This window comes from Pseudomonas xanthosomatis (assembly GCF_019139835.1).
GTDB classification, from domain to species: Bacteria; Pseudomonadota; Gammaproteobacteria; order Pseudomonadales; family Pseudomonadaceae; genus Aquipseudomonas; species Aquipseudomonas fakonensis.
This window is the reverse complement of the sequence record NZ_CP077075.1, coordinates 1,979,326-1,998,192: the sequence shown is the minus strand read 5'-3', so window position 1 is coordinate 1,998,192 and position 18,867 is coordinate 1,979,326. Positions and strand designations below refer to the sequence as shown.

The 18,867-nt window shown below is 64.6% G+C and carries 18 protein-coding genes; 8 read left to right on the top strand and 10 right to left on the bottom strand.

The annotated features are described in order from the left end of the window. The first annotated feature begins 3 nt into the window (after positions 1-3). Complete coding sequence (locus KSS93_RS08935) at positions 4-2,415, top strand: glucose/quinate/shikimate family membrane-bound PQQ-dependent dehydrogenase (RefSeq protein ID WP_217887975.1); 2,412 nt, start codon at positions 4-6, stop codon at positions 2,413-2,415. A gap of 187 nt (positions 2,416-2,602) precedes the next feature. On the opposite strand, the gene KSS93_RS08930 is transcribed toward KSS93_RS08935, so the two are convergent. Then, positions 2,603-3,052: a ubiquitin-conjugating enzyme E2 gene (locus tag KSS93_RS08930; RefSeq protein WP_217887974.1), complete on the bottom strand. Its 450-nt coding sequence runs from the start codon at positions 3,050-3,052 to the stop codon at positions 2,603-2,605. A 134-nt stretch (positions 3,053-3,186) separates the two neighbouring features. Between KSS93_RS08930 and lon the strand changes: the two genes are divergently transcribed. Continuing rightward, positions 3,187-5,610 carry an endopeptidase La gene (gene lon / locus KSS93_RS08925; protein ID WP_217887973.1) on the top strand — a complete coding sequence of 808 codons (2,424 nt, stop codon included), beginning with the start codon at positions 3,187-3,189 and terminating at the stop codon, positions 5,608-5,610. A gap of 33 nt (positions 5,611-5,643) precedes the next feature. On the opposite strand, the gene KSS93_RS08920 is transcribed toward lon, so the two are convergent. From KSS93_RS08920 to KSS93_RS08910, 3 genes are read right to left on the bottom strand one after another with little or no spacing between them, the layout of a single operon-like run. Beyond that, positions 5,644-6,789, bottom strand: coding sequence for an alpha-xenorhabdolysin family binary toxin subunit A (locus KSS93_RS08920; protein ID WP_217887972.1), 1,146 nt, complete (start codon positions 6,787-6,789; stop codon positions 5,644-5,646). A gap of 60 nt (positions 6,790-6,849) precedes the next feature. Continuing rightward, on the bottom strand, positions 6,850-7,842 hold the full coding sequence (locus KSS93_RS08915) for an alpha-xenorhabdolysin family binary toxin subunit B (RefSeq protein WP_217887971.1): 993 nt from the start codon (positions 7,840-7,842) through the stop codon (positions 6,850-6,852). Positions 7,843-7,854: 12 nt separating this feature from the next. After that, positions 7,855-9,015, bottom strand: a complete 1,161-nt coding sequence (locus KSS93_RS08910) for an alpha-xenorhabdolysin family binary toxin subunit A (RefSeq protein WP_217887970.1) — start codon at positions 9,013-9,015, stop codon at positions 7,855-7,857. A gap of 126 nt (positions 9,016-9,141) precedes the next feature. Here KSS93_RS08910 and KSS93_RS08905 point away from each other — a divergent pair, with 126 nt between their 5' ends. The 4 genes from KSS93_RS08905 (at position 9,142) to cmoB (ending at position 11,868) form a co-directional block, all read left to right on the top strand. Beyond that, on the top strand, positions 9,142-9,534 hold the full coding sequence (locus KSS93_RS08905; RefSeq protein ID WP_217887969.1) for a protease inhibitor I42 family protein: 393 nt from the start codon (positions 9,142-9,144) through the stop codon (positions 9,532-9,534). Between the two features lie 111 nt (positions 9,535-9,645). Next, the gene (locus KSS93_RS08900) at positions 9,646-10,080 is read left to right on the top strand and encodes a protease inhibitor I42 family protein (RefSeq protein ID WP_217887968.1); all 435 of its coding nucleotides are present in this window, start codon (positions 9,646-9,648) and stop codon (positions 10,078-10,080) included. A 91-nt stretch (positions 10,081-10,171) separates the two neighbouring features. Further along, positions 10,172-10,915: a carboxy-S-adenosyl-L-methionine synthase CmoA gene (gene cmoA, locus KSS93_RS08895; protein WP_217887967.1), complete on the top strand. Its 744-nt coding sequence runs from the start codon at positions 10,172-10,174 to the stop codon at positions 10,913-10,915. Continuing rightward, positions 10,912-11,868, top strand: a complete 957-nt coding sequence (gene cmoB / locus KSS93_RS08890) for a tRNA 5-methoxyuridine(34)/uridine 5-oxyacetic acid(34) synthase CmoB (RefSeq protein ID WP_217887966.1) — start codon at positions 10,912-10,914, stop codon at positions 11,866-11,868. Before cmoA ends, cmoB begins: the two co-directional genes overlap by 4 nt. Before the next feature lie 125 nt (positions 11,869-11,993). Here the strand turns inward: cmoB and KSS93_RS08885 are convergent, their stop codons facing one another. After that, positions 11,994-12,200, bottom strand: coding sequence for a hypothetical protein (locus KSS93_RS08885; RefSeq protein ID WP_217843530.1), 207 nt, complete (start codon positions 12,198-12,200; stop codon positions 11,994-11,996). Positions 12,201-12,459: 259 nt separating this feature from the next. On the opposite strand from KSS93_RS08885, the gene KSS93_RS08880 reads away from it, so the two are divergent. Together KSS93_RS08880 and KSS93_RS08875 are read left to right on the top strand one after the other, a co-directional pair. Continuing rightward, positions 12,460-13,134 carry a heavy metal response regulator transcription factor gene (locus tag KSS93_RS08880; protein ID WP_217887965.1) on the top strand — a complete coding sequence of 225 codons (675 nt, stop codon included), beginning with the start codon at positions 12,460-12,462 and terminating at the stop codon, positions 13,132-13,134. Then, positions 13,131-14,516: a heavy metal sensor histidine kinase gene (locus KSS93_RS08875; RefSeq protein ID WP_217887964.1), complete on the top strand. Its 1,386-nt coding sequence runs from the start codon at positions 13,131-13,133 to the stop codon at positions 14,514-14,516. The genes KSS93_RS08880 and KSS93_RS08875 overlap by 4 nt, the downstream gene beginning before the upstream one ends. 160 nt (positions 14,517-14,676) lie before the next feature. Here the strand turns inward: KSS93_RS08875 and pdxJ are convergent, their stop codons facing one another. The 5 genes from pdxJ to lepB all read right to left on the bottom strand — a co-directional run bounded on the left by pdxJ (position 14,677) and on the right by lepB (position 18,866). Next, positions 14,677-15,399 (bottom strand): pyridoxine 5'-phosphate synthase, encoded by a 723-nt coding sequence (gene pdxJ / locus KSS93_RS08870; RefSeq protein WP_369992124.1) that lies wholly within the window; start codon positions 15,397-15,399, stop codon positions 14,677-14,679. A gap of 62 nt (positions 15,400-15,461) precedes the next feature. Beyond that, a complete protein-coding gene (recO, locus tag KSS93_RS08865; RefSeq protein ID WP_217887962.1) occupies positions 15,462-16,145 on the bottom strand; it encodes a DNA repair protein RecO in 684 nt (227 codons plus the stop codon). A 123-nt stretch (positions 16,146-16,268) separates the two neighbouring features. Further along, positions 16,269-17,171 carry a GTPase Era gene (era, locus tag KSS93_RS08860; protein WP_217887961.1) on the bottom strand — a complete coding sequence of 301 codons (903 nt, stop codon included), beginning with the start codon at positions 17,169-17,171 and terminating at the stop codon, positions 16,269-16,271. After that, positions 17,164-17,853 (bottom strand): ribonuclease III, encoded by a 690-nt coding sequence (rnc, locus tag KSS93_RS08855; RefSeq protein ID WP_217887960.1) that lies wholly within the window; start codon positions 17,851-17,853, stop codon positions 17,164-17,166. Before rnc ends, era begins: the two co-directional genes overlap by 8 nt. A 158-nt stretch (positions 17,854-18,011) precedes the next feature. Continuing rightward, entirely contained in the window at positions 18,012-18,866 is an 855-nt protein-coding gene (gene lepB, locus KSS93_RS08850) for a signal peptidase I (RefSeq protein WP_217842048.1), read from the bottom strand. Position 18,867: the final 1 nt, after the last annotated feature.

The window sequence follows — 18,867 nt, the reverse complement described above, 5'->3', positions numbered from 1 at the left end:
TTGATGAGCACCGAAAGTGCCAAGACTGGAACCCGCTGGCTACCCCGCCTGATGGGCGTGCTGCTGTTGCTGATGGGCCTGGCCCTGGTGGCCGGCGGCATCAAGCTGAGCCAGCTGGGTGGCTCGCTCTACTACCTGATCGCCGGTATCGGCTTCGCCCTGTCGGGCATCCTGCTGCTGGCCATGCGCCGCATTGCCTTGGGCCTGTACGCCGTGGTGCTGCTGGCCAGCACCGTCTGGGCCCTGCTTGAAGTCGGCCTGGACTGGTGGCAACTGGTGCCGCGCCTGGCCATCTGGTTCGCCATCGGCGTGGTTCTGCTGCTGCCCTGGGCGCGCCGCCCGCTGTTCGGCCCGGCCGCCAGGCTCAACACCGCGCTGCTGAGCGTTGCCGTGGTGGCCTCCGGCGCCACCGCCGTGGCCAGCCAGTTCACCCACCCGGGCGAGATCCGCGGCCACTTCACCCGTGACAGCAGCGAGATGGCCAGCGCCGCACCGGCCATGCCCGACGGCGATTGGCAGGCATACGGGCGCAGCGAGCACGGCGACCGCTACTCGCCGCTGCGCCAGATCACCCCGCAGAACGCCTACCAGCTCACCGAAGCCTGGCGCATCCGCACCGGCGACCTGCCCACCGACAACGACCCGGTGGAGCTGACCAACGAAAACACCCCGCTCAAGGCCAACGGCATGCTCTATGCCTGCACGCCCCACGGCCGGGTGCTGGCCCTGGACCCGGACAGCGGCGCCGAGATCTGGCGCTACGACCCGCAGATCACCAGCCCCACCAAGACCTTCAAGGGTTTTGCCCACATGACCTGCCGCGGCGTCTCGTACTACGACGAGAACAGCTACGTCAGCCGTGACGGCAGCCCGGCACCGAAAATCAGTGACGCAGGCCAGGCCGTGGCCCAGGCTTGCCCGCGCCGCCTCTACCTGCCCACCGCCGACGCCCGCCTGATCGCCATCAACGCCGACAACGGCAAGGTTTGCGAAGGCTTCGCCAACCAGGGCCAGATCGACCTGACCCGCGGCATCGGCCCGTTCACTGCCGGTGGCTACTACTCCACCTCGCCGGCGGCGATCACTCGCGAGCTGGTGATCATCGGCGGCCACGTCACCGATAACGAGTCGACCAACGAGCCGTCCGGGGTGATCCGCGCCTATGACGTGCACGATGGCCGCCTGGTGTGGAACTGGGACAGCAACAACCCCGACGACACCAAACCCCTGGCCGACGGCAAGTTCTACAGCCGCAACTCGGCCAACATGTGGTCGCTGGCCAGCGTCGACGAAGAGCTGGGCATGGTCTACCTGCCACTGGGCAACCAGACCCCCGACCAGTGGGGCGCTGACCGCACCCCGGGCGCCGAGAAGTACAGCGCCGGCATCGTCGCCCTGGACCTGGCCACCGGCAAGGCGCGCTGGAACTATCAGTTCACCCACCACGACCTGTGGGACATGGACGTCGGCAGCCAGCCGACTCTGGTGCACCTGAAGACCGACGACGGGGTAAAACCTGCGGTGATCGTGCCGACCAAGCAGGGCAGCCTGTACGTGCTCGACCGCCGCGACGGCACGCCGATCGTGCCGATTCGCGAAATCCCGGTACCGCAGGGCGCGGTCAAGGGTGACCGTACCGCACCGACCCAGGCCCGCTCCGACCTCAACCTGCTTGGCCCGGAACTGACCGAACAGGCCATGTGGGGCGCTACACCGTTCGACCAGATGCTCTGCCGCATCCAGTTCCGCGAACTGCGCTACGAAGGCCAGTACACCCCGCCGTCCGAGCAGGGCACGCTGGTCTACCCGGGCAACGTCGGTGTGTTCAACTGGGGCAGCGTGTCGGTCGACCCGGTGCGCCAGCTGCTGTTCACCTCGCCCAACTACATGGCCTTCGTGTCGAAGATGGTGCCGCGCGAGCAAGTGGCCGAGGGCAGCAAGCGCGAAAGCGAAACCAGCGGCGTGCAGCCGAACACCGGCGCACCTTACGCGGTAACCATGCACCCGTTCATGTCGCCGCTGGGCGTGCCTTGCCAGGCACCGGCCTGGGGCTATGTGGCGGCCATCGACCTGTTCACCAACAAGGTGGTGTGGAAGTACAAGAACGGCACCACCCGCGACAGCACCCCGGTGCCGATCGGCCTGCCGGTCGGTGTGCCGAGCATGGGCGGCTCGATCGTCACGGCCGGTGGCGTGGGCTTCCTCAGCGGCACCCTCGACCAGTACCTGCGCGCCTATGACGTGAGCAACGGCAAGCAGCTGTGGAGCGCCCGCCTGCCGGCTGGCGGCCAAGCCACACCAATGACCTACACCGGCAAGGACGGCAAGCAATACGTGCTGATCGTCGCCGGCGGGCACGGCTCGCTGGGCACCAAGATGGGTGACTACATCATCGCCTACAAGCTGGGCGAGTAAGCAGCTGCATCGCGCCGCCTGCTTCGCGGCTAAAGCCCCACAGGGACCGCGTTCGTTCCGGGCGTTGCACGCCCCTGTAGGGGCCGGCTTGCCGGCGATGGGGCCAGTACAGGCAGTACAACACCGTTGCTCCCACGTGGGAGCAGCGGTGCACTGATGCGACTTACCCCGCGATGAGCAGCCCCCCTCACATGGCGTACTGCCGGGTCCACTGCCTGGCGGTATCGTCAAACGCCTTGCGCTCGCGTAACCACTGCTCGGCAATCTGCGGCTGCAACGCAGGCTCCGGGTTGGGGTCGCGCAACAGCGACATGATGCTCGACAGCACCTTGCCCACGGTCAGCGCCGGTGACCAGTTGTCACCGAGAACATCCAGCCCCACCTCCCCGGCGCTGCCAACATTCGGGTGGTAGATACGCGTCTGGAACTTCACCTGCAACGCCGAAAGCGGGTAATCCTGCGGGAACACCAGTTCCAGAAAGAACACCCCTTGCTCGTAGGGCGTCCCCGACGGCCCCATGATCGATGCCTTCCACACGAACACGTCGCCATCTGCGAACGGTCCTGCCGAACACCCATCCGGCGGGTCTTTGACCATCAGTTCCAGCTCTTTTCGAATCCTTTGCAACGTCGCCATCGGCAGCCTCGTATCCGGTTGGGTGGAGCACAACTTCGCCACCACGACAGTGACAGATCGTTCATCCGCCGGCCATTGAAACCTGCAGCGCTGCTCCCCATCTAAGCACCCATAGCCATTCAAGCAGGTGCCCCATGAGCGACCAGCAGGATTTCCCGGAACATCCCGACGAACACAGCGAAGTCGAACACCTCGATAAAGCGGCCAGCACCGGCCACCACCTCGCCCTGCCCGGCCAGCAACTGCCGGACAAGGTCTACGTGATCCCGATCCACAACCGCCCGTTCTTCCCCGCGCAGGTGCTGCCGGTGATCGTCAACGAGGAACCCTGGGCCGAAACCCTGGACCTGGTGGCCAAGTCCGAGCACCACAGCCTGGCGCTGTTCTTCATGGATACTCCGCCGGAAGACCACCGCCACTTCGACACCAAGGCACTGCCCGAGTACGGCACCCTGGTGAAGGTGCACCATGCCAGCCGCGAAGGCGGCAAGCTACAGTTCGTCGCCCAGGGCCTGAGCCGGGTACGCATCCGCACCTGGCTCAAGCACCACCGCCCGCCCTACCTGGTGGAGGTGGAGTACCCGCGCCAGCCGGCCGAGCCCACCGACGAGGTCAAGGCCTACGGCATGGCCCTGATCAACGCGATCAAGGAGCTGCTGCCGCTCAACCCGCTGTACAGCGAAGAGCTGAAGAACTACCTCAACCGCTTCAGCCCCAACGACCCGTCGCCGCTGACCGACTTCGCCGCCGCCCTGACCTCCGCCACCGGCAACCAGTTGCAGGAAGTACTCGACTGCGTGCCCATGCTCAAGCGCATGGAAAAGGTGCTGCCGATGCTGCGCAAGGAGGTCGAGGTCGCCCGCCTGCAGAACGAAATCTCCGCCGAAGTGAACCGGCAGATCGGCGAGCATCAGCGCGAGTTCTTCCTCAAGGAACAGCTCAAGGTGATCCAGCAGGAGCTGGGCCTGACCAAGGACGACCGCAGCGCCGACCTGGAACAGTTCCAGCAGCGCCTGGAAGGCAAGACCCTGCCCGAGCAGGCAAAAAAACGCATCGACGAAGAAATGGGCAAGCTGGGCATCCTCGAAACCGGCTCGCCCGAATACGCCGTCACCCGCAATTACCTGGAATGGGCCACCGCCCTGCCCTGGGGCGTGTATGGCGCCGACAAGCTTGACCTTGCGCACGCGCGCAAGGTGCTCGACCGCCACCATGCCGGGCTCGACGACATCAAGGAGCGCATCCTCGAATTCCTCGCCGTGGGCGCCTGGAAGGGCGAGATCAGCGGCTCCATCGTGCTGCTGGTGGGCCCGCCCGGGGTGGGCAAGACCAGCATCGGCAAGTCCATCGCCGAATCGCTCGGCCGGCCGTTCTACCGCTTCAGCGTCGGCGGCATGCGCGACGAGGCCGAGATCAAGGGCCACCGGCGCACCTACATCGGCGCCCAGCCCGGCAAGCTGGTGCAGGCGCTGAAAGATGTCGAGGTGATGAACCCGGTGATCATGCTCGACGAGATCGACAAGATGGGCCAGAGCTACCAGGGCGACCCGGCCTCGGCGCTGCTCGAAACCCTCGACCCCGAGCAGAACGTCGACTTCCTCGACCATTACCTGGACCTGCGCCTGGACCTGTCCAAGGTGTTGTTCGTGTGTACCGCCAACACCCTGGACTCGATCCCCGGCCCCCTGCTCGACCGTATGGAAGTGATCCGCCTGTCCGGCTACATCACCGAAGAGAAGCTGGCCATCGCCAAGCGCCACCTTTGGCCCAAACAGCTGGACAAGGCCGGCGTGTCGAAAAGCAGCCTGAGCATCAGCGACAGCACCCTGCGCACGGTAATCGAGGGCTACGCCCGCGAGGCCGGCGTGCGCCAGCTGGAAAAACAGCTGGGCAAACTGGTGCGCAAGGCCGTGGTCAAGCTGCTGGACGAGCCGGATGCAAAACTGAAGATCGCCAACAAGGACCTGGAGGCCGCCCTCGGCATGCCGGTGTTCCGCAGCGAGCAGGTGCTGGCCGGCAAGGGCGTGATCACCGGCCTTGCCTGGACCAGCATGGGCGGCGCCACCCTGCCGATCGAGGCCACGCGCATTCACACCCTCAACCGCGGCTTGAAACTCACCGGCCAGTTGGGTGATGTAATGAAAGAGTCCGCCGAAATCGCCTACAGCTACATCAGCTCGAACTTGAAAACCTTCGGTGGCGAAGCGGGCTATTTCAACGAGGCTTTCATCCACCTGCACGTACCCGAAGGCGCCACGCCCAAGGACGGCCCCAGCGCCGGCGTGACCATGGCCAGCGCCCTGCTGTCGCTGGCCCGTGACCAGGCCCCGAAAAAGGGCGTGGCCATGACCGGCGAGCTGACACTTACCGGGCAGGTGCTGCCGATTGGCGGGGTGCGCGAGAAGGTCATCGCCGCGCGCCGGCAGAAAATCTTCGAGCTGATCCTGCCGGAACCCAACCGTGGCGATTTCGCCGAATTGCCGGCGTACCTGAAGGAAGGCCTGACCGTGCACTTCGCCAAACGCTATGCGGATGTGGCGAAGGTACTGTTCAGCTGAAACAGCAGCACAGGCGGGCCGGCATGGCCCGCCCTATTCAAACACCTTGTTCATGCCCCTGGCATGCTCACCGATGGCCACCCACTGGCTGAGGAACTGCCTGAAGTGGAACATGAACGTCGCGAGCTGCTGGCGGGTACTCATGCGTTGCAGGCGTTCCATGGCACTCTCCAGATAGGCTTCGATGGTCTGCCAGGCGGTGTGCAAGTGGCCGCTGGCGAGCACCACGTCCCACAGTTCGGTTTCAAGTAGTTGCATCTCGCTGTCGAGCTGGTTGACCCGGCCCTCGACCCGCCGGTGCTGCGCCAGGCGCTGGCTGAGCTGCTGGTGACGTTGCTCCAGCCTCCTCTGCTCGGCACGCGCCTCCTTGGCCTTGCGGCCATAAATCGAACTGCTGATCAGAAACCCGAACGGGCCACCAACCCAGCCGCTGGATGACTGCTTCGAGTAACGCTGATAGTCGCGCCGCGCCGCTTTGATATCCTCATTGAGCATCCCAAGCTCCCAGCTCAGGTTGTCAGCCTCCGGCGAGCTGGCAAAGCGCCTTGCCGCCCGGCATTTCTCGACAATGGAAGGCACCAAACGCTCACGGGCGGTATCGCGAAAGGTCTGCAGGCCAATGCGCAAGGTGTCGACCTGCTGGTCATAATCATCCACAAGCCCGTGCAATCGCACCAGTTCGCCGCCCATGGCAGCAAGCAGCTGCAGGTCATGGGTATCGAGCGCGGCAGGCGGCGCGAGTTGCAGGCTTTCCCAACTTCCCTTGTTGGCGCCCAGGGCACGGGTGCGAGCGGCCAATGCCAGCACTTTGCGCCCTTGCGCCTCGATGCTGTCGGCGTGCCGTTGCAACCCGCTGGTAACCTGCTGACATTGCACACGCAAGACCGTCCAGGCGTTACCGTGTACTCGCAACTGCTGGAACAACAACAGCATGCGCTGGGGCGTCAGCTCAGGCTCGCTGATTTGCTCGTACCCCAGCCACTCCTTGGTTTTAGCAACATCAGACGGCATGCGCTGCACACTTGCGCGGTAAGCATCGAGTGCCTGCAAGGCCGGCCGGGTGAGCAGCAGGCCCGCCTGGCCTGCGCCCTCGCGTGCGTACATCGCCTCGATCAGCGCACCAGGCAGCACGATCGCCTTGGCTTGCAGGGTGTCGTAGTGCAATTGTCTCGGGTTCATTCGAATACTCCAGATGAAAGGCACCGTCCGCCAACGCCTCCGGCTGACGGTGCTTGGCACTCAGAACCCTCGACGGTCCTGTTCGAGCAGGCTGCGAAGGAAGCCGAGCAGCGCCGCAAACGCCTGCGTCAACGAGGCGATGTCACTGGCGCTGGCCATTGCATGGCTGACGATCTGCGTCTGCCGGCTTTGCAACGAATGGCGCAGGGCATTGGTCGCACTGTCCCACTCTGCACGCAGCGCAAGCAGCCGTGGCAAGTCGTCCAGCGCCACCAGGTTAGCCTGCAGCTCGGCCTGCGCCCGACCCAACTCGCGCAGTTGTCGAGCCAGGCCGTTGACACGCTCCTGCAGCGCACGGCGCTCACGTTGCAGCTGCTGGTAACGCATGCCTTCGATCAGATCGCCCAGCACAACCTTGAGCTGTTCCACTGCCTGGGTAATAGCTTCGGCCGTCAGCTGCGCCTCACCGCCGGGGGCCGCCAGTTTCTGCAAGTCGGCAAGCGACGGCACGACACCGCCGAAGCGCGTTTCCAGGCCATTGGCTTCCAGGGTGGCAATGGCCTTGAGCACGCTTTCGGCCCTGGCGGCCTCGCGCCCGTGCTCCTCGGCCAGTTGGCGCTCGGTGCCAGCAGTTGCTTTTTGCTGTTTCAGTAGCTGCTGCTTGTTCGACTCCCCGTCCAGTACCGGCAATGCGACAAGTGCCTGGCGCTCGCTCGCCAGGTGGGCCAGCAGACGGCCCAACAGCGACACGACAGTGTCACGGGTCTCTCCGGCAAGGCCGATCAGTTCTGCATCATCGTCCTCACAGAGGGCATCGAGAATGTCGGCCAGAGGATCACTGGCAAGTTCCGCCACAAGGCGCTGGGCATTGGCCGCCAATTGCCGGCGGCAGCCGTCGAACAGCTTCATGTGCCGCTCAAGGCCTTCTTGAAGCAGTGGCGCAAATTTAAACGTGCCCTTCTGCCAGGCCGAGGTGAATGCCTGGTTCGCGGCAAGGATGCGCTGCATTTGCGGCACATCGGAAGGCTGCAGGTAAGTGACGTTGTCGTTCATGTTCGTACACCTTTATTGCGCCGAGGCGGCTTCGTCGAAGATGCGGGTCAGTTGCAGGGTGGTTTTCTCGATGGCGGCCCACTGGCTGAGAAACTGCTTGAAATGCAGGCCGAAAATCGCCAGCCGCTGGGTGTCGTCGATACGTTCCAGGCGTGAGATCGAAGTGTCGATGTAGGCACCAACGATGCCCCAGGCTGTTTGCAGGTGGGACGCCGAAGTCACCACGTCCTGAAGGCGGGTATCGAGTTCGTTGATGAAGGTGGACAGCACCTCCATGCGCCCCTCCAGGTTGACCCGCACGCGCAGTTGCTCGCCAACCGCACGTCGCTCGGCCTGGCGCGCCTTGCGCTCCTTGCGCACCTTCTCGGCCTTGCTGCCATAAATGCCCCCGGTGATCACTGCGCCTATCACCCCGGCAGCCAGCCCGCTCAGCGCCATCTTGACGTACTGGTCGTACTCCTTGTTCAGCGCTTCGATTTCGGTGTCCAACTCTGCCAACTGGCTGCGCAGCTGCTCGACCTCACCATCGCTCTGTTTGCGCTCGACAGCCTGGCCCTTGGTCTTGACCGCAGGAATCAACTTGAAGCGGGCCGTATCGCGAAACACCTCGGTTTGCTTCTGCACGGCAGCAACCTGGGCGCCATAGGCGCGTACATCTTCGTTGAGAAACTGCATGTACTCGACCAGCATCGACACCGACTCGCGGTCGCTGGCCCCCAACGGCAGCGGGGCACGCAAAGCGACGTCCCGCCATTCGCTCTGCTTGTTCAGCTTGAGAACCTCGGCGGTCAGCTCGACGATCGCCTCGCCTGCGCTACCGATCGAATTGGCGGTCGCCGCCAGCTGGCTGGACAGGCGCTTGCTGTTGTCCGAGAGCGGCGCCCAACTGCGCGCATGGATGCGCAGGTCGGCGAACAGCTTGCCCCACGCAGCCGGTTTGAGCTCTGGCTCGTTGACATCCTTGTAGCCAAGCCAACGCTGCAGGTTGTCGGGGGTGGCGGGCAGGGCAAAGACGAAGTTGACATAACGGTTGATGGTGATGATGTGCTCGCGGCTGAGGGTCAAACCGCCCTCGCCCTCACCGTCGCGCTCGGCCATGGCCTGCACCAGCTTGCCCGGCACGATTGCAGCGTCCTGTTGCAGCTGATCATAATCAGCCTTGTTTGCATTCATGGTCCTGCTCCCTTGATTCGAGCCTGAACAGGCTCGGGAGTAGCAACCTAAGGCATCCAGCATCCCCGACAGCAGCGGGCAGGTGTTCCTGCCCCGCTGCTATTTCGCCCCCGACCCGGAGCCACCATGCCCTACTACCGTGTACTGTTCCTGCTTGGCCTGGCGCTGTTGGGCGCCTGCGCGCAACAGCCCCAACGCAACGTCGAACTGGACGCCGAAAGCGAATGCCCGCAACGCCTGCAGGTCGGCCAGGGGCTGACCCTGAGCCTGCCCAGCAACCCCACCACAGGCTACCGCTGGCTGGTACAGAACCCGGCGTCGAACATCCTGCGCAGCCTCGGCCCAGAGGTGTACAGCGCCCCGGAAGAGACCGGTATCGTCGGCAGCGCCGGTATTTCCACCTGGCGTTTTGAGGCCAAGGCCGCCGGTGAAGGCCACCTGGTGCTGGTCTACCAGCAGCCCTGGGCCCCGGAAGTGCGCCCGGTGCAGACCTTCGATTGCGCCGTGCGGGTGAAGTGAGGGGCTGCATATACGCCACTCTGCCAGCCGGCGGTACGAAAGGCTTCCCGCTGCCAGGCAGTCCCCTGCCCTTCGACCATGCAGTTTCCCTTCATCAAAGAGAAACTGCACATGATCACCAAGCCTCTGCTTGCCTTCGCCGCCACGGCGCTGCTTGCCTCGCCTGCCTGGGCTACCCCCGGTCTACACATTGGCAGTTCAACCCAGTGCCCGCTGACCCTGAAAAAGGGCCAGCCACTGCATGTCACGCTGATAACCAACCACTCCATCGGTTATAAATGGCAACTCACCCATGCCGCCCCCGAACTGCTCAGCACCGAAGTACAGGGCGCGCCGGTAAAGGAAGCCGTGCAAGAGGGAGCCCGCACTGGCGAAATTCCTCCTCCCAAGCATGTGGCTCAGCTTGGCGGGGATTCGCTACTGCGCTGGAGCTTCACTGCCCACTCGGCAGGCGACGGTCAGTTGAAGCTGGTCCAACTGCTACCACGCCTGCATGGCGATACGCCTCAAAAAACCTTCAACTGCGCGATCACGGTCACGCCATGACCGCTCCCCCCGCCCGCAGGGCGGGGGCCCATGCACATCAAACCCACATCCGTTAGAATGCGCAGCCTTCCACCCCCGACCCTGGATTGCCGTGAGCAAAGAACCCGACCGCCTATTCGCCCAACCCCTGGAACAGGTGCCCGACTTCGTCTTCAACGAGGCCGTGGTGCAAGTGTTCCCGGACATGATCAAGCGCTCGGTGCCCGGCTACCCCACCATCGTCGAAAACCTCGGCGTGCTGGCTGCGCGCTTCGCCCAGCCCAATACCGCGCTGTACGACCTGGGCGCTTCGCTGGGCGCGGTGACCCAGGCGCTGCGTCGGCATGTGCGTGCCGACGGCTGCCAGGTGATCGCGGTGGACAACTCCGCGGCCATGGTCGAGCGCTGCCGCCAGTACCTCACCGCCCAGGACTCGATGTTCCAGGAGTTGCTGCCGGTACAGGTGATCGAAGCCGATATCCTGACCTTGGCGCTGCAGCCAGCCTCGGTGGTGGCTATGAACTTCACCCTGCAGTTCATCGCGCCCGAGCAGCGCCTGGAGCTGCTCGGGCGCATTCGCCAGGCCCTGCTGCCGGGCGGTGCGCTGATTCTTTCGGAAAAGCTGCGCTTCGAGGACGAAGAGCAGCAGCAGTTGCTTAACGAACTGCACCTGGACTTCAAGCGGGCCAATGGCTACAGCGAACTGGAAATTGCCCAGAAACGCAGCGCCATCGAACACGTGATGAAGCCCGACACCCTGCAAACCCACGAACAACGCCTGCTGGCCGCTGGTTTCAGCAAGGTCGTGCCGTGGTTCCAATGCCTGAATTTTGCCTCGCTGATAGCCCTGCCATGATCGATCTGTCCCCCCTCGTCCGCCGTCTGGCGGGCACGCCCCTTGCCACCTGGTCCCAAGGCCTGCAGGCACAACTCGACGCCAAGATGGACAAGGGCCACGGCGACCTCGACCGCTGGCGCGGCGCGCTTGACGCCTTGCCGAAGCTGGCGCCCAGCGAAGTCGACCTGGCCGACGGCCTGCGCCTGGACTGCGCTTGCGATGACGCGACCCGCGCTCAGGTGCGCGAGGCGCTGATGGGGCTTTCGCCCTGGCGCAAGGGCCCGTTCGATCTGTTTGGCGTGCATGTCGACACCGAATGGCGCTCGGACTGGAAATGGTCGCGGGTCGCCCCGCATCTGGACCTCAAGGGCAAACGCGTACTGGATGTCGGCTGCGGTAACGGCTACTACCAGTGGCGCATGCTCGGTGCCGGCGCCGACATGGTCATCGGCGTGGACCCTAACTGGCTGTTCTTCTGCCAGTTCCAGGCGGTGCAGCAGTACCTGCCGGAGCTTGCGGCCTGGCACCTGCCGTTCGCCCTGGAAGACCTGCCAGCCAGCCTGGAGGGCTTCGACACGGTGTTCTCGATGGGGGTGTTCTACCATCGCCGCTCGCCCATCGAGCACCTGCTGGCACTCAAGGACTGCCTGGTGAAAGGCGGGGAGCTGGTGCTGGAAACCCTGGTGATCGAAGGTGACGAAAACCAGGTGCTGGTGCCCGAGGACCGCTACGCGCAGATGCGCAACGTCTGGTACCTGCCGTCGGTACCGGCGCTGGAGCGCTGGCTGCGCCGGGCCGGTTTCAGCGATGTGCGCTGCGTCGACGTCAGCGTCACCAGCGTCGAGGAGCAGCGCAGCACCGAATGGATGCGCTACCAGTCGCTGGCCGATTTCCTCGACCCCGACGACCACAGCAAAACCGTCGAAGGCCTGCCCGCGCCGCGCCGGGCGACGTTGCTGGCACGCAAGTAAGCTGATCAGCCCTTCGCGGGTAAACCCGCTCCCACAGGACCGCGCAGAGTCTGGATCAGGCGCAGTACCTGTGGGAGCGGGTTTACCCGCGAAGGGGCGCAACGCACCCCCTGTTAACCAGCCACTCAGTCCTTGGCCACCTCGCGGGCCTTTTCCTCGGCCTTGCGCTCACGCTCGGCCAGCACTTGCTGATTGTCATCACCATGCAGGCGCACCTGGTCCTCGCGGAACGCCTGCCAGAACTGCTTCGAGCGCTCCGCGCCACCCTCGGCGAAAACGCTGGTGCTGCCCAGGGCGAGGATCGCCAGCAGCAGGTATTTGCTCGGGTTCATCATGCTTGCCTCGTGATAACCGTTTTGACCGGGCCATCTTGGCAAGGGGCAGCTAACGCCAAGGTGAGGCGGGGATTACAGTCTTGCAAGGCAAGGCTTGCCCCGCGATAAGGCCAGGCCTGTCCGGCACATGACCCGAACATTACAAATCCGTTATCCCCGCCGCTTCCCCGTTCGCATCCCGTAACATCCCCGGCGCTTGACCCTGATCCCGCTACAGGGTCGAGAATCGCCACCCTTTCCACCACCGAGCCCGACCATGCGCCTACTGATCATCGAGGACGAACCGCGTACCGCCGACTACCTGCAGCAAGGCCTGCGCGAAAACGGCTACGTGGTGGACTGCGCCCACACTGGCACCGACGGCCTGCACCTGGCCCGCCAACAGCCCTACGACCTGGTGATCCTCGACGTCAACCTGCCCGAACTGGACGGCTGGAGCGTACTGCAGCGCCTGCGCGCAGAATCCGCCACGCGGATCATGATGCTCACCGCCCACGGCCGCCTGGCCGACCGGGTCAAGGGCCTGGACCTGGGCGCCGACGACTACCTGCTCAAGCCGTTCGAGTTTCCCGAACTGCTGGCGCGTATCCGCAGCCTGCTGCGGCGCAACGACCAGCGCCTGCAACCGAGCACTCTGAAAGTCGCCGACCTGGAGCTCGACCCTGGCCGGCACCGGGCCTTTCGTGGCGGCCAGCGCATCGACCTGACCGCCAAAGAGTTCGCCCTGCTGCACCTGTTGATGCGCCAGAGCGGTGAGGTGCTGTCGCGCACCCAGATCATCTCGCTGGTGTGGGACATGAACTTCGATTGCGACACCAACGTGGTGGAGGTGTCGATCCGCCGCCTGCGGGCAAAAATCGACGACCCGTTCGAAGACAAGCTGATCCACACACTGCGCGGCGTGGGCTACGTGCTCGAGGCACGGGTGTGAAGCGCAACACCCTGTCGCTGCGCCTGGGCCTCACCGTCACCCTGCTGGGCGCGGCGCTGGTGCTGCTGCTGGCGTGCCTTGCGGTGTTCGCCCTGGACCACGAACTGGACAGCCGCGCGCGCAAGGACTTGACCCGCAAGATGCAACAGGTGGAACACAACCTGCGGGTAGACCTGCGTAGCGACGACCTCGGCGCCCGCGCCCACCCGCTGCTCGACCTGGTAATGGGCCACGACAACCTCAGCCTGAGCGTGCTGGCCGTAGCTGGCCGTCATCCTGCCCTGCTGAGCCTGGGCCCGGCGCTGCAATCGCAGCACCTGCTGGCGCTTGAAGCCGAAAACCGGCTGGCCTTTCACGAATGGCGCGACGCCGATGGCCGGCAGATTCTTACCGCCAGCCGCCTGATGCGCCTGCGCGACGACACCCCGGTGAAAGTGCTGATGTCTTTGGAGCGCGGCGACGACAACGCGTTGCTCCAGGCTTACCTGCACTCGACCCTGCTGGCCCTGCCGCTGCTGTTGCTGCTGATCGGCATGGTCGCCTGGAAGCTGGTGCAGCGCGGCCTGCGCCCGCTGCGCCACTTCCGGCGCATTGCCGGGCAGGTGTCGGCCCACGACCTGGGCCACCGCCTGCCGCAGGACGGCCTGCCGGAAGAGCTTGCCGAGTTGGCCAGGGCCATCAACGTCATGCTCGACCGCCTGGACCAGGGCGTCAGCCAGCTGTCGCAGTTTTCCGATGACCTGGCCCATGAACTGCGCACGCCCATCGGCAACCTGATGGGCAAGGCCCAGGTGACCCTGGCCCGCGAGCGTGATGGCGACAAGTACCGCGAAGCGCTTGAAGACAGCATCGAGGAGCTGACCCGGCTCAGCCGCATCATCAACGACATGCTGTTTTTGGCCCAGGTGAGCCAGCCGCACAGCCAATTGAACCTGGTGCCGGTGGCGCTGGCCGATGAAGTGGCGCGGGTCAGCGAGCTGTTCGCCTGCAGTGCCGAGCTCAAGGATATTTCGCTGCACATGCAGGGTTGGGGCACGGCCATGGCCGACCGCCTGATGTTCCAGCGGGCGCTGTCGAACCTGCTGAGCAATGCCATACGCCATGGGCCGGCGGGGCAGCCGGTGGCGGTGGGGATCGAGCGCCTGGCGAACGAGGTCGCGATATGGGTGCAGAACAGCGGGCCGGGTATCGGTGAGGTGCACCTGCCGCACCTGTTCGAACGTTTCTACCGTGCAGGGGCCGGGCGTTCACGGCTGGAGGGCGGGACGGGGTTGGGGCTGGCGATCGTGAAGTCGATCATGCAATTGCATGGCGGGCGGGTCGAGGTGAGCAGCCCGGCTTGCGGGCCTACGCGGTTTACCTTGGTGTTTGCAACAGAGTGAGGATTACCTGTTCTGGCCTCTTCGCGGGTAAACCCGCTCCCACAGATTTTGCGCATGCCTGAGGTACCGGCTCCTGCAGGGAAATCGCAGGCCTGAAGCTCATGCGATCCCTGTGGGAGCGGGTTTACCCGCGAAGAGGTCGGTACAGACAGCCCAGGTTTCAGCGCGAAGCGGCGACGATCAGCGCCTTCATTTCGGCCACCGCGGCCTTGAAGCCGACGAACAGCGCATGGGCCACCAGGGCGTGGCCGATGTTCAGCTCGTTGATACCCTTGATCGCCGCCACCGCCTCGACGTTGTGGTAGTGCAGGCCGTGGCCTGCGTTGACGATCAGGCCCTGGCCGACACCAAAGGCCACGCCATCCTTGATGCGCTGCAGCTCATCGGCCACGTCGGTTGGCGTTTCGGCATCGGCGTAGCGGCCGGTGTGCAGTTCGATGGCCGGGGCTCCGACACGGCGCGAGGCTTCGATCTGCCGCTCGTCGGCGTCGATGAACAGCGACACCTCGGCGCCGGTGCGCGCCAGGCGCTCCACTGCGGCCTTGATGCGTGCCTCCTGGCCGGCCACATCCAGGCCACCTTCGGTGGTCAGCTCCTGGCGGGTTTCCGGCACCAGGCAGATGTGCGCCGGGCGGATCTTCTCGGCGAACGCCATCATTTCTTCGGTGACGCCCATCTCGAAGTTCATGCGGGTCTGCAGCACGTCCTTGAGCACCACCACGTCACGCTCCTGGATATGCCGGCGGTCTTCGCGCAGGTGCACGGTGATGCCGTCGGCACCCGCTTCCTCGGCGTCCAGCGCGGCCTTGACCGGGTCTGGGTAACGCGTGCCCCGGGCCTGGCGAAGGGTCGCCACGTGGTCGATGTTGACGCCAAGAAGCATGCGGTTGCTGTGAGTCACGAAGGGGCACTCCTGAGGGTTGAGGCCGACAGCATACGTGCTGATCAACGCTTGCGAAACAGTTCCCGGCTGACCAGCGGCTTGGGCCCCAGGTGCACGGCCAGGGCCTGGCGCATCAGGCGCTTGGCAGCCAGCAAGGCGCCGGGCGCCTGCCACTCGGCTTGGGCCAGGGCCAGCAACTCGGTGCCCTTGAACAGGCCGGGCTGGAACAGCTCGACGCGCTCGAGGCCCGCGTCCACCTGCAAGCGGTAAAGCCCCTCCTCGACCACCGGCAGGCCATTGGCGTCGTGATCCAGGGCGAAGGCGTAGCCCAACTCGTCCAGCAGGCGCCATTCGAACGAGCGCAGCAAAGGCTCCAGCGGCCGGCCGGCGGCCAGGGCCTGCAGCGTGAGGGTGTAGTGTTCGAACAGTGCCGGGTGTGGTGCTTCGGCGGGCAGCAGGCGCATCAGCAGTTCGTTGAGGTACAACCCGCTGAACAGCGCATCGCCATGCAGCCAGGCAGCGATGCCGCTGCTGTCCAGGCGCCCGACATTCTTCAGCTCGCCGCGCCCGCGCAGCTCCACCTCCAGCGGCACGAACGGGCGCACCAGGCTGCCACCCTTGCCGCGGGCCCGGCGCAGCACCGCGCGCACTCGCCCCTGAGGGGTGAGGAAGTCCACCAGCGCGCTGGTTTCCTTGTAGGCGCGGCTGTGCAGCACGTAGGCGGGTTGCGGGGTGGGTTGGTCCATGTCGGTCTCTAGGGGCCAGATGTGCCTGTGGGAGCGGGTTGGCCCGCGAAAGCGGCGGTGAATTCACCATCGCATTCGCGGGCAAGCCCGCTCCCACAGGGTTCGCCGATTGCTCGGGACTTGTTACAGGTCGCCGTAACCCAGCGAACGCAGGGCACGTTCGTCGTCGGACCAGCCGCCCTTGACCTTGACCCACAGGTTGAGCATGACCTTGGAGTCGAACAGCACTTCCATGTCCTTGCGCGCCTCGGAGCCGATGCGCTTGATGCGCTCGCCCTTGTCGCCAATGATGATCTTCTTCTGGCCGTCGCGTTCCACCAGGATCAACGCATGGATGTGCAGCACATGGCCCTGCTGCTTGAACTCCTCGATTTCCACGGTGATCTGGTACGGCAGCTCCGCACCCAGCTGGCGCATGATCTTCTCGCGCACCAGTTCTGCGGCCAGGAAGCGGCTGCTGCGGTCGGTGATCTGGTCTTCGGGGAAGAAGTGGTCGTTTTCCGGCAGATGCTTGGCGATCTGCGCTTCCAGCGCGTCGAGGTTATGCCCCTGCTGCGCGGAAATCGGCATCACTTCGGCGTTGGGCAGTTGCACCTGCAGCCACTGCAGGTGCGGGATCAACTCGGCCTTCTCTTCCATGCGGTCGGTTTTGTTGACCGCGATGATCAGCGGGCCGGTGACGTACTGCACGCGCTCCAGCACCAGTTGGTCCTCGTCGGTCCACTTGGTGCGATCGACCACGAAGATCACCACATCGACGTCTTTGAGCGCCGCCGAGGCGTTGCGGTTCATGTAGCGGTTCAGGGCCTTGTCGTTGGCCTTGTGCATGCCGGGGGTGTCGACGTAGATCGCCTGCACGTCGCCCTCGGTCTTGATGCCGAGCATGTTGTGGCGGGTGGTCTGCGGCTTGCGCGAGGTGATCGCGAGCTTTTGCCCGAGAATGTGGTTGAGCAGCGTCGACTTGCCCACGTTCGGGCGACCGACGATGGCTACATAGCCGCAGCGGGTCGAAGTGTTCTCAGTCATTGCCATTCTCCACGCCCAGGGCGATCAATGCAGCGGCAGCTGCGACCTGCTCGGCGATACGCCGGCTCACGCCCTGGCCACGGCTCTTGTTGTTCAGCAGCACCACTTCGCATTCGACGAAGAAGGTCCGGCAGTGCGGTTCGCCCTGGATGTCCACCACTTCGTAGCGTGGCAGTTCGCAGGCGCGGGACTGCAGGAACTCCTGCAGGCGGGTTTTCGGGTCCTTGTTGGTGTCCACCAGGGTCAGGCCGTCGAACTCGTCAGTCAGCCAGGCCAGGATCCGCTCGCGGGCGGTCTGCATGTCGGCGTCCTGGTAGATCGCGCCAATCAGGCCCTCGAGGGCGTCGGCGAGAATCGACTCACGGCGAAAACCGCCGCTCTTGAGCTCGCCCGAACCCAGGCGCAGGTACTCACCCAAATCGAAGCCACGGGCCAGGCGGGCCAGGGTCTCGCCCTTGACCAGGCGTGCGCGCAGGCGCGACAGCTGGCCTTCGCGGGCCTGCGGGAAGCGCTCGAACAGCGCTTCGCCGACCACGAAGTTGAGAATGGCGTCACCGAGGAATTCCAGGCGCTCGTTGTTGCGCCCGGCATAACTGCGGTGAGTCAGGGCCAGCAGCATCAGGTCCTGGTTCTTGAAGGTGTAGCCGAGCTTGCGCTCCAGGCGGTCGAGAGAGGCGCTCATCGGGCCACTCCAGCGGTGTTCAACGGGTTATTCAAATCAACTTCCTGAAAGACGGTTTGGCTGTGCTCGTCGCGCAAACGGCGAGATCTCTGTCCTTGAGAACACAAGCCTATGTCAGAAATGCAATCGGCGCTGTCCGCAGACAGCGCCGTCGATGCTCAGTGGATCAGGCCGACCCGCGAAAGGTTCGGCAAGTGGCTCAGCTTTGGTTCCGGCCAGCTCATCCACACGGCGAAGGCCTTGCCGACGATGTTCCGGTCCGGAACCATGCCGTGCAGTTCTTTCGGGATGTTGGGGTCGTCCCAGTAGCGGCTGTCGTTGGAGTTGTCGCGGTTGTCGCCCATCATGAAGTAATGCCCGGCCGGCACGGTCCATTGCTGGTCCGGCGGCATGCGATAACGGGTCATTTCCTTGCGGATCAGGTGCTCGGCCTCGCCCAGTTTCTCCTTGTACAGCTGAGCGCTGCCCAAGGTACCCGGCTCGCTGCCGACCAGCTGTTCAGCGACCGGCTGGCCGTTGACGAACAGGCGCTTGTCGTTGGTGTAGCTGATCTGGTCGCCCGGCAGGCCGACCACACGCTTGATGTAGTTGACGTTCGGGTCGCTTGGGTAGCGGAACACCATCACATCGCCGCGCTGCGGGTCACCCACTTCGATGACCTTCTTGTCGATCACCGGCAGGCGAATGCCGTAGGAGAACTTGTTCACCAGGATGAAGTCGCCCACTTCGAGGGTCGGCTTCATCGACCCCGAAGGGATCTGGAACGGCTCGACCAGGAACGAACGCAGCACCAGCACGATGAACAGTACCGGGAAGAACGACTTGCCATACTCCACCAGCAACGGTTCCTTGTTCAGCCGCTCCACCACGGCCATTTCTGGCTGGGTGACGCTGCCTTGGTAGGTGGCGATCGCCGCCCGCCGGCGCGGGGCCAGGAACAGCAGGTCGATCAGGCCCAACAGGCCACAGACGGCTACGGCAATGACGAGCAACAGCGGGAAATTTAGCGACATA

Bases quoted from the DNA above. Each gene is read 5' to 3' on its own strand.
- KSS93_RS08935 (WP_217887975.1), top strand. From the start codon at position 4: ATGAGCACCGAAAGTGCCAAGACTGGAACCCGCTGGCTACCCCGCCTG.
- KSS93_RS08930 (WP_217887974.1), bottom strand. From the start codon at position 3,052: ATGGCGACGTTGCAAAGGATTCGAAAAGAGCTGGAACTGATGGTCAAA.
- lon (WP_217887973.1), top strand. From the start codon at position 3,187: ATGAGCGACCAGCAGGATTTCCCGGAACATCCCGACGAACACAGCGAA.
- KSS93_RS08920 (WP_217887972.1), bottom strand. From the start codon at position 6,789: ATGAACCCGAGACAATTGCACTACGACACCCTGCAAGCCAAGGCGATC.
- KSS93_RS08915 (WP_217887971.1), bottom strand. From the start codon at position 7,842: ATGAACGACAACGTCACTTACCTGCAGCCTTCCGATGTGCCGCAAATG.
- KSS93_RS08910 (WP_217887970.1), bottom strand. From the start codon at position 9,015: ATGAATGCAAACAAGGCTGATTATGATCAGCTGCAACAGGACGCTGCA.
- KSS93_RS08905 (WP_217887969.1), top strand. From the start codon at position 9,142: ATGCCCTACTACCGTGTACTGTTCCTGCTTGGCCTGGCGCTGTTGGGC.
- KSS93_RS08900 (WP_217887968.1), top strand. From the start codon at position 9,646: ATGATCACCAAGCCTCTGCTTGCCTTCGCCGCCACGGCGCTGCTTGCC.
- cmoB (WP_217887966.1), top strand. From the start codon at position 10,912: ATGATCGATCTGTCCCCCCTCGTCCGCCGTCTGGCGGGCACGCCCCTT.
- KSS93_RS08885 (WP_217843530.1), bottom strand. From the start codon at position 12,200: ATGAACCCGAGCAAATACCTGCTGCTGGCGATCCTCGCCCTGGGCAGC.
- KSS93_RS08880 (WP_217887965.1), top strand. From the start codon at position 12,460: ATGCGCCTACTGATCATCGAGGACGAACCGCGTACCGCCGACTACCTG.
- pdxJ (WP_369992124.1), bottom strand. From the start codon at position 15,399: ATGCTTCTTGGCGTCAACATCGACCACGTGGCGACCCTTCGCCAGGCC.
- recO (WP_217887962.1), bottom strand. From the start codon at position 16,145: ATGGACCAACCCACCCCGCAACCCGCCTACGTGCTGCACAGCCGCGCC.
- era (WP_217887961.1), bottom strand. From the start codon at position 17,171: ATGACTGAGAACACTTCGACCCGCTGCGGCTATGTAGCCATCGTCGGT.
- rnc (WP_217887960.1), bottom strand. From the start codon at position 17,853: ATGAGCGCCTCTCTCGACCGCCTGGAGCGCAAGCTCGGCTACACCTTC.
- lepB (WP_217842048.1), bottom strand. From the start codon at position 18,866: ATGTCGCTAAATTTCCCGCTGTTGCTCGTCATTGCCGTAGCCGTCTGT.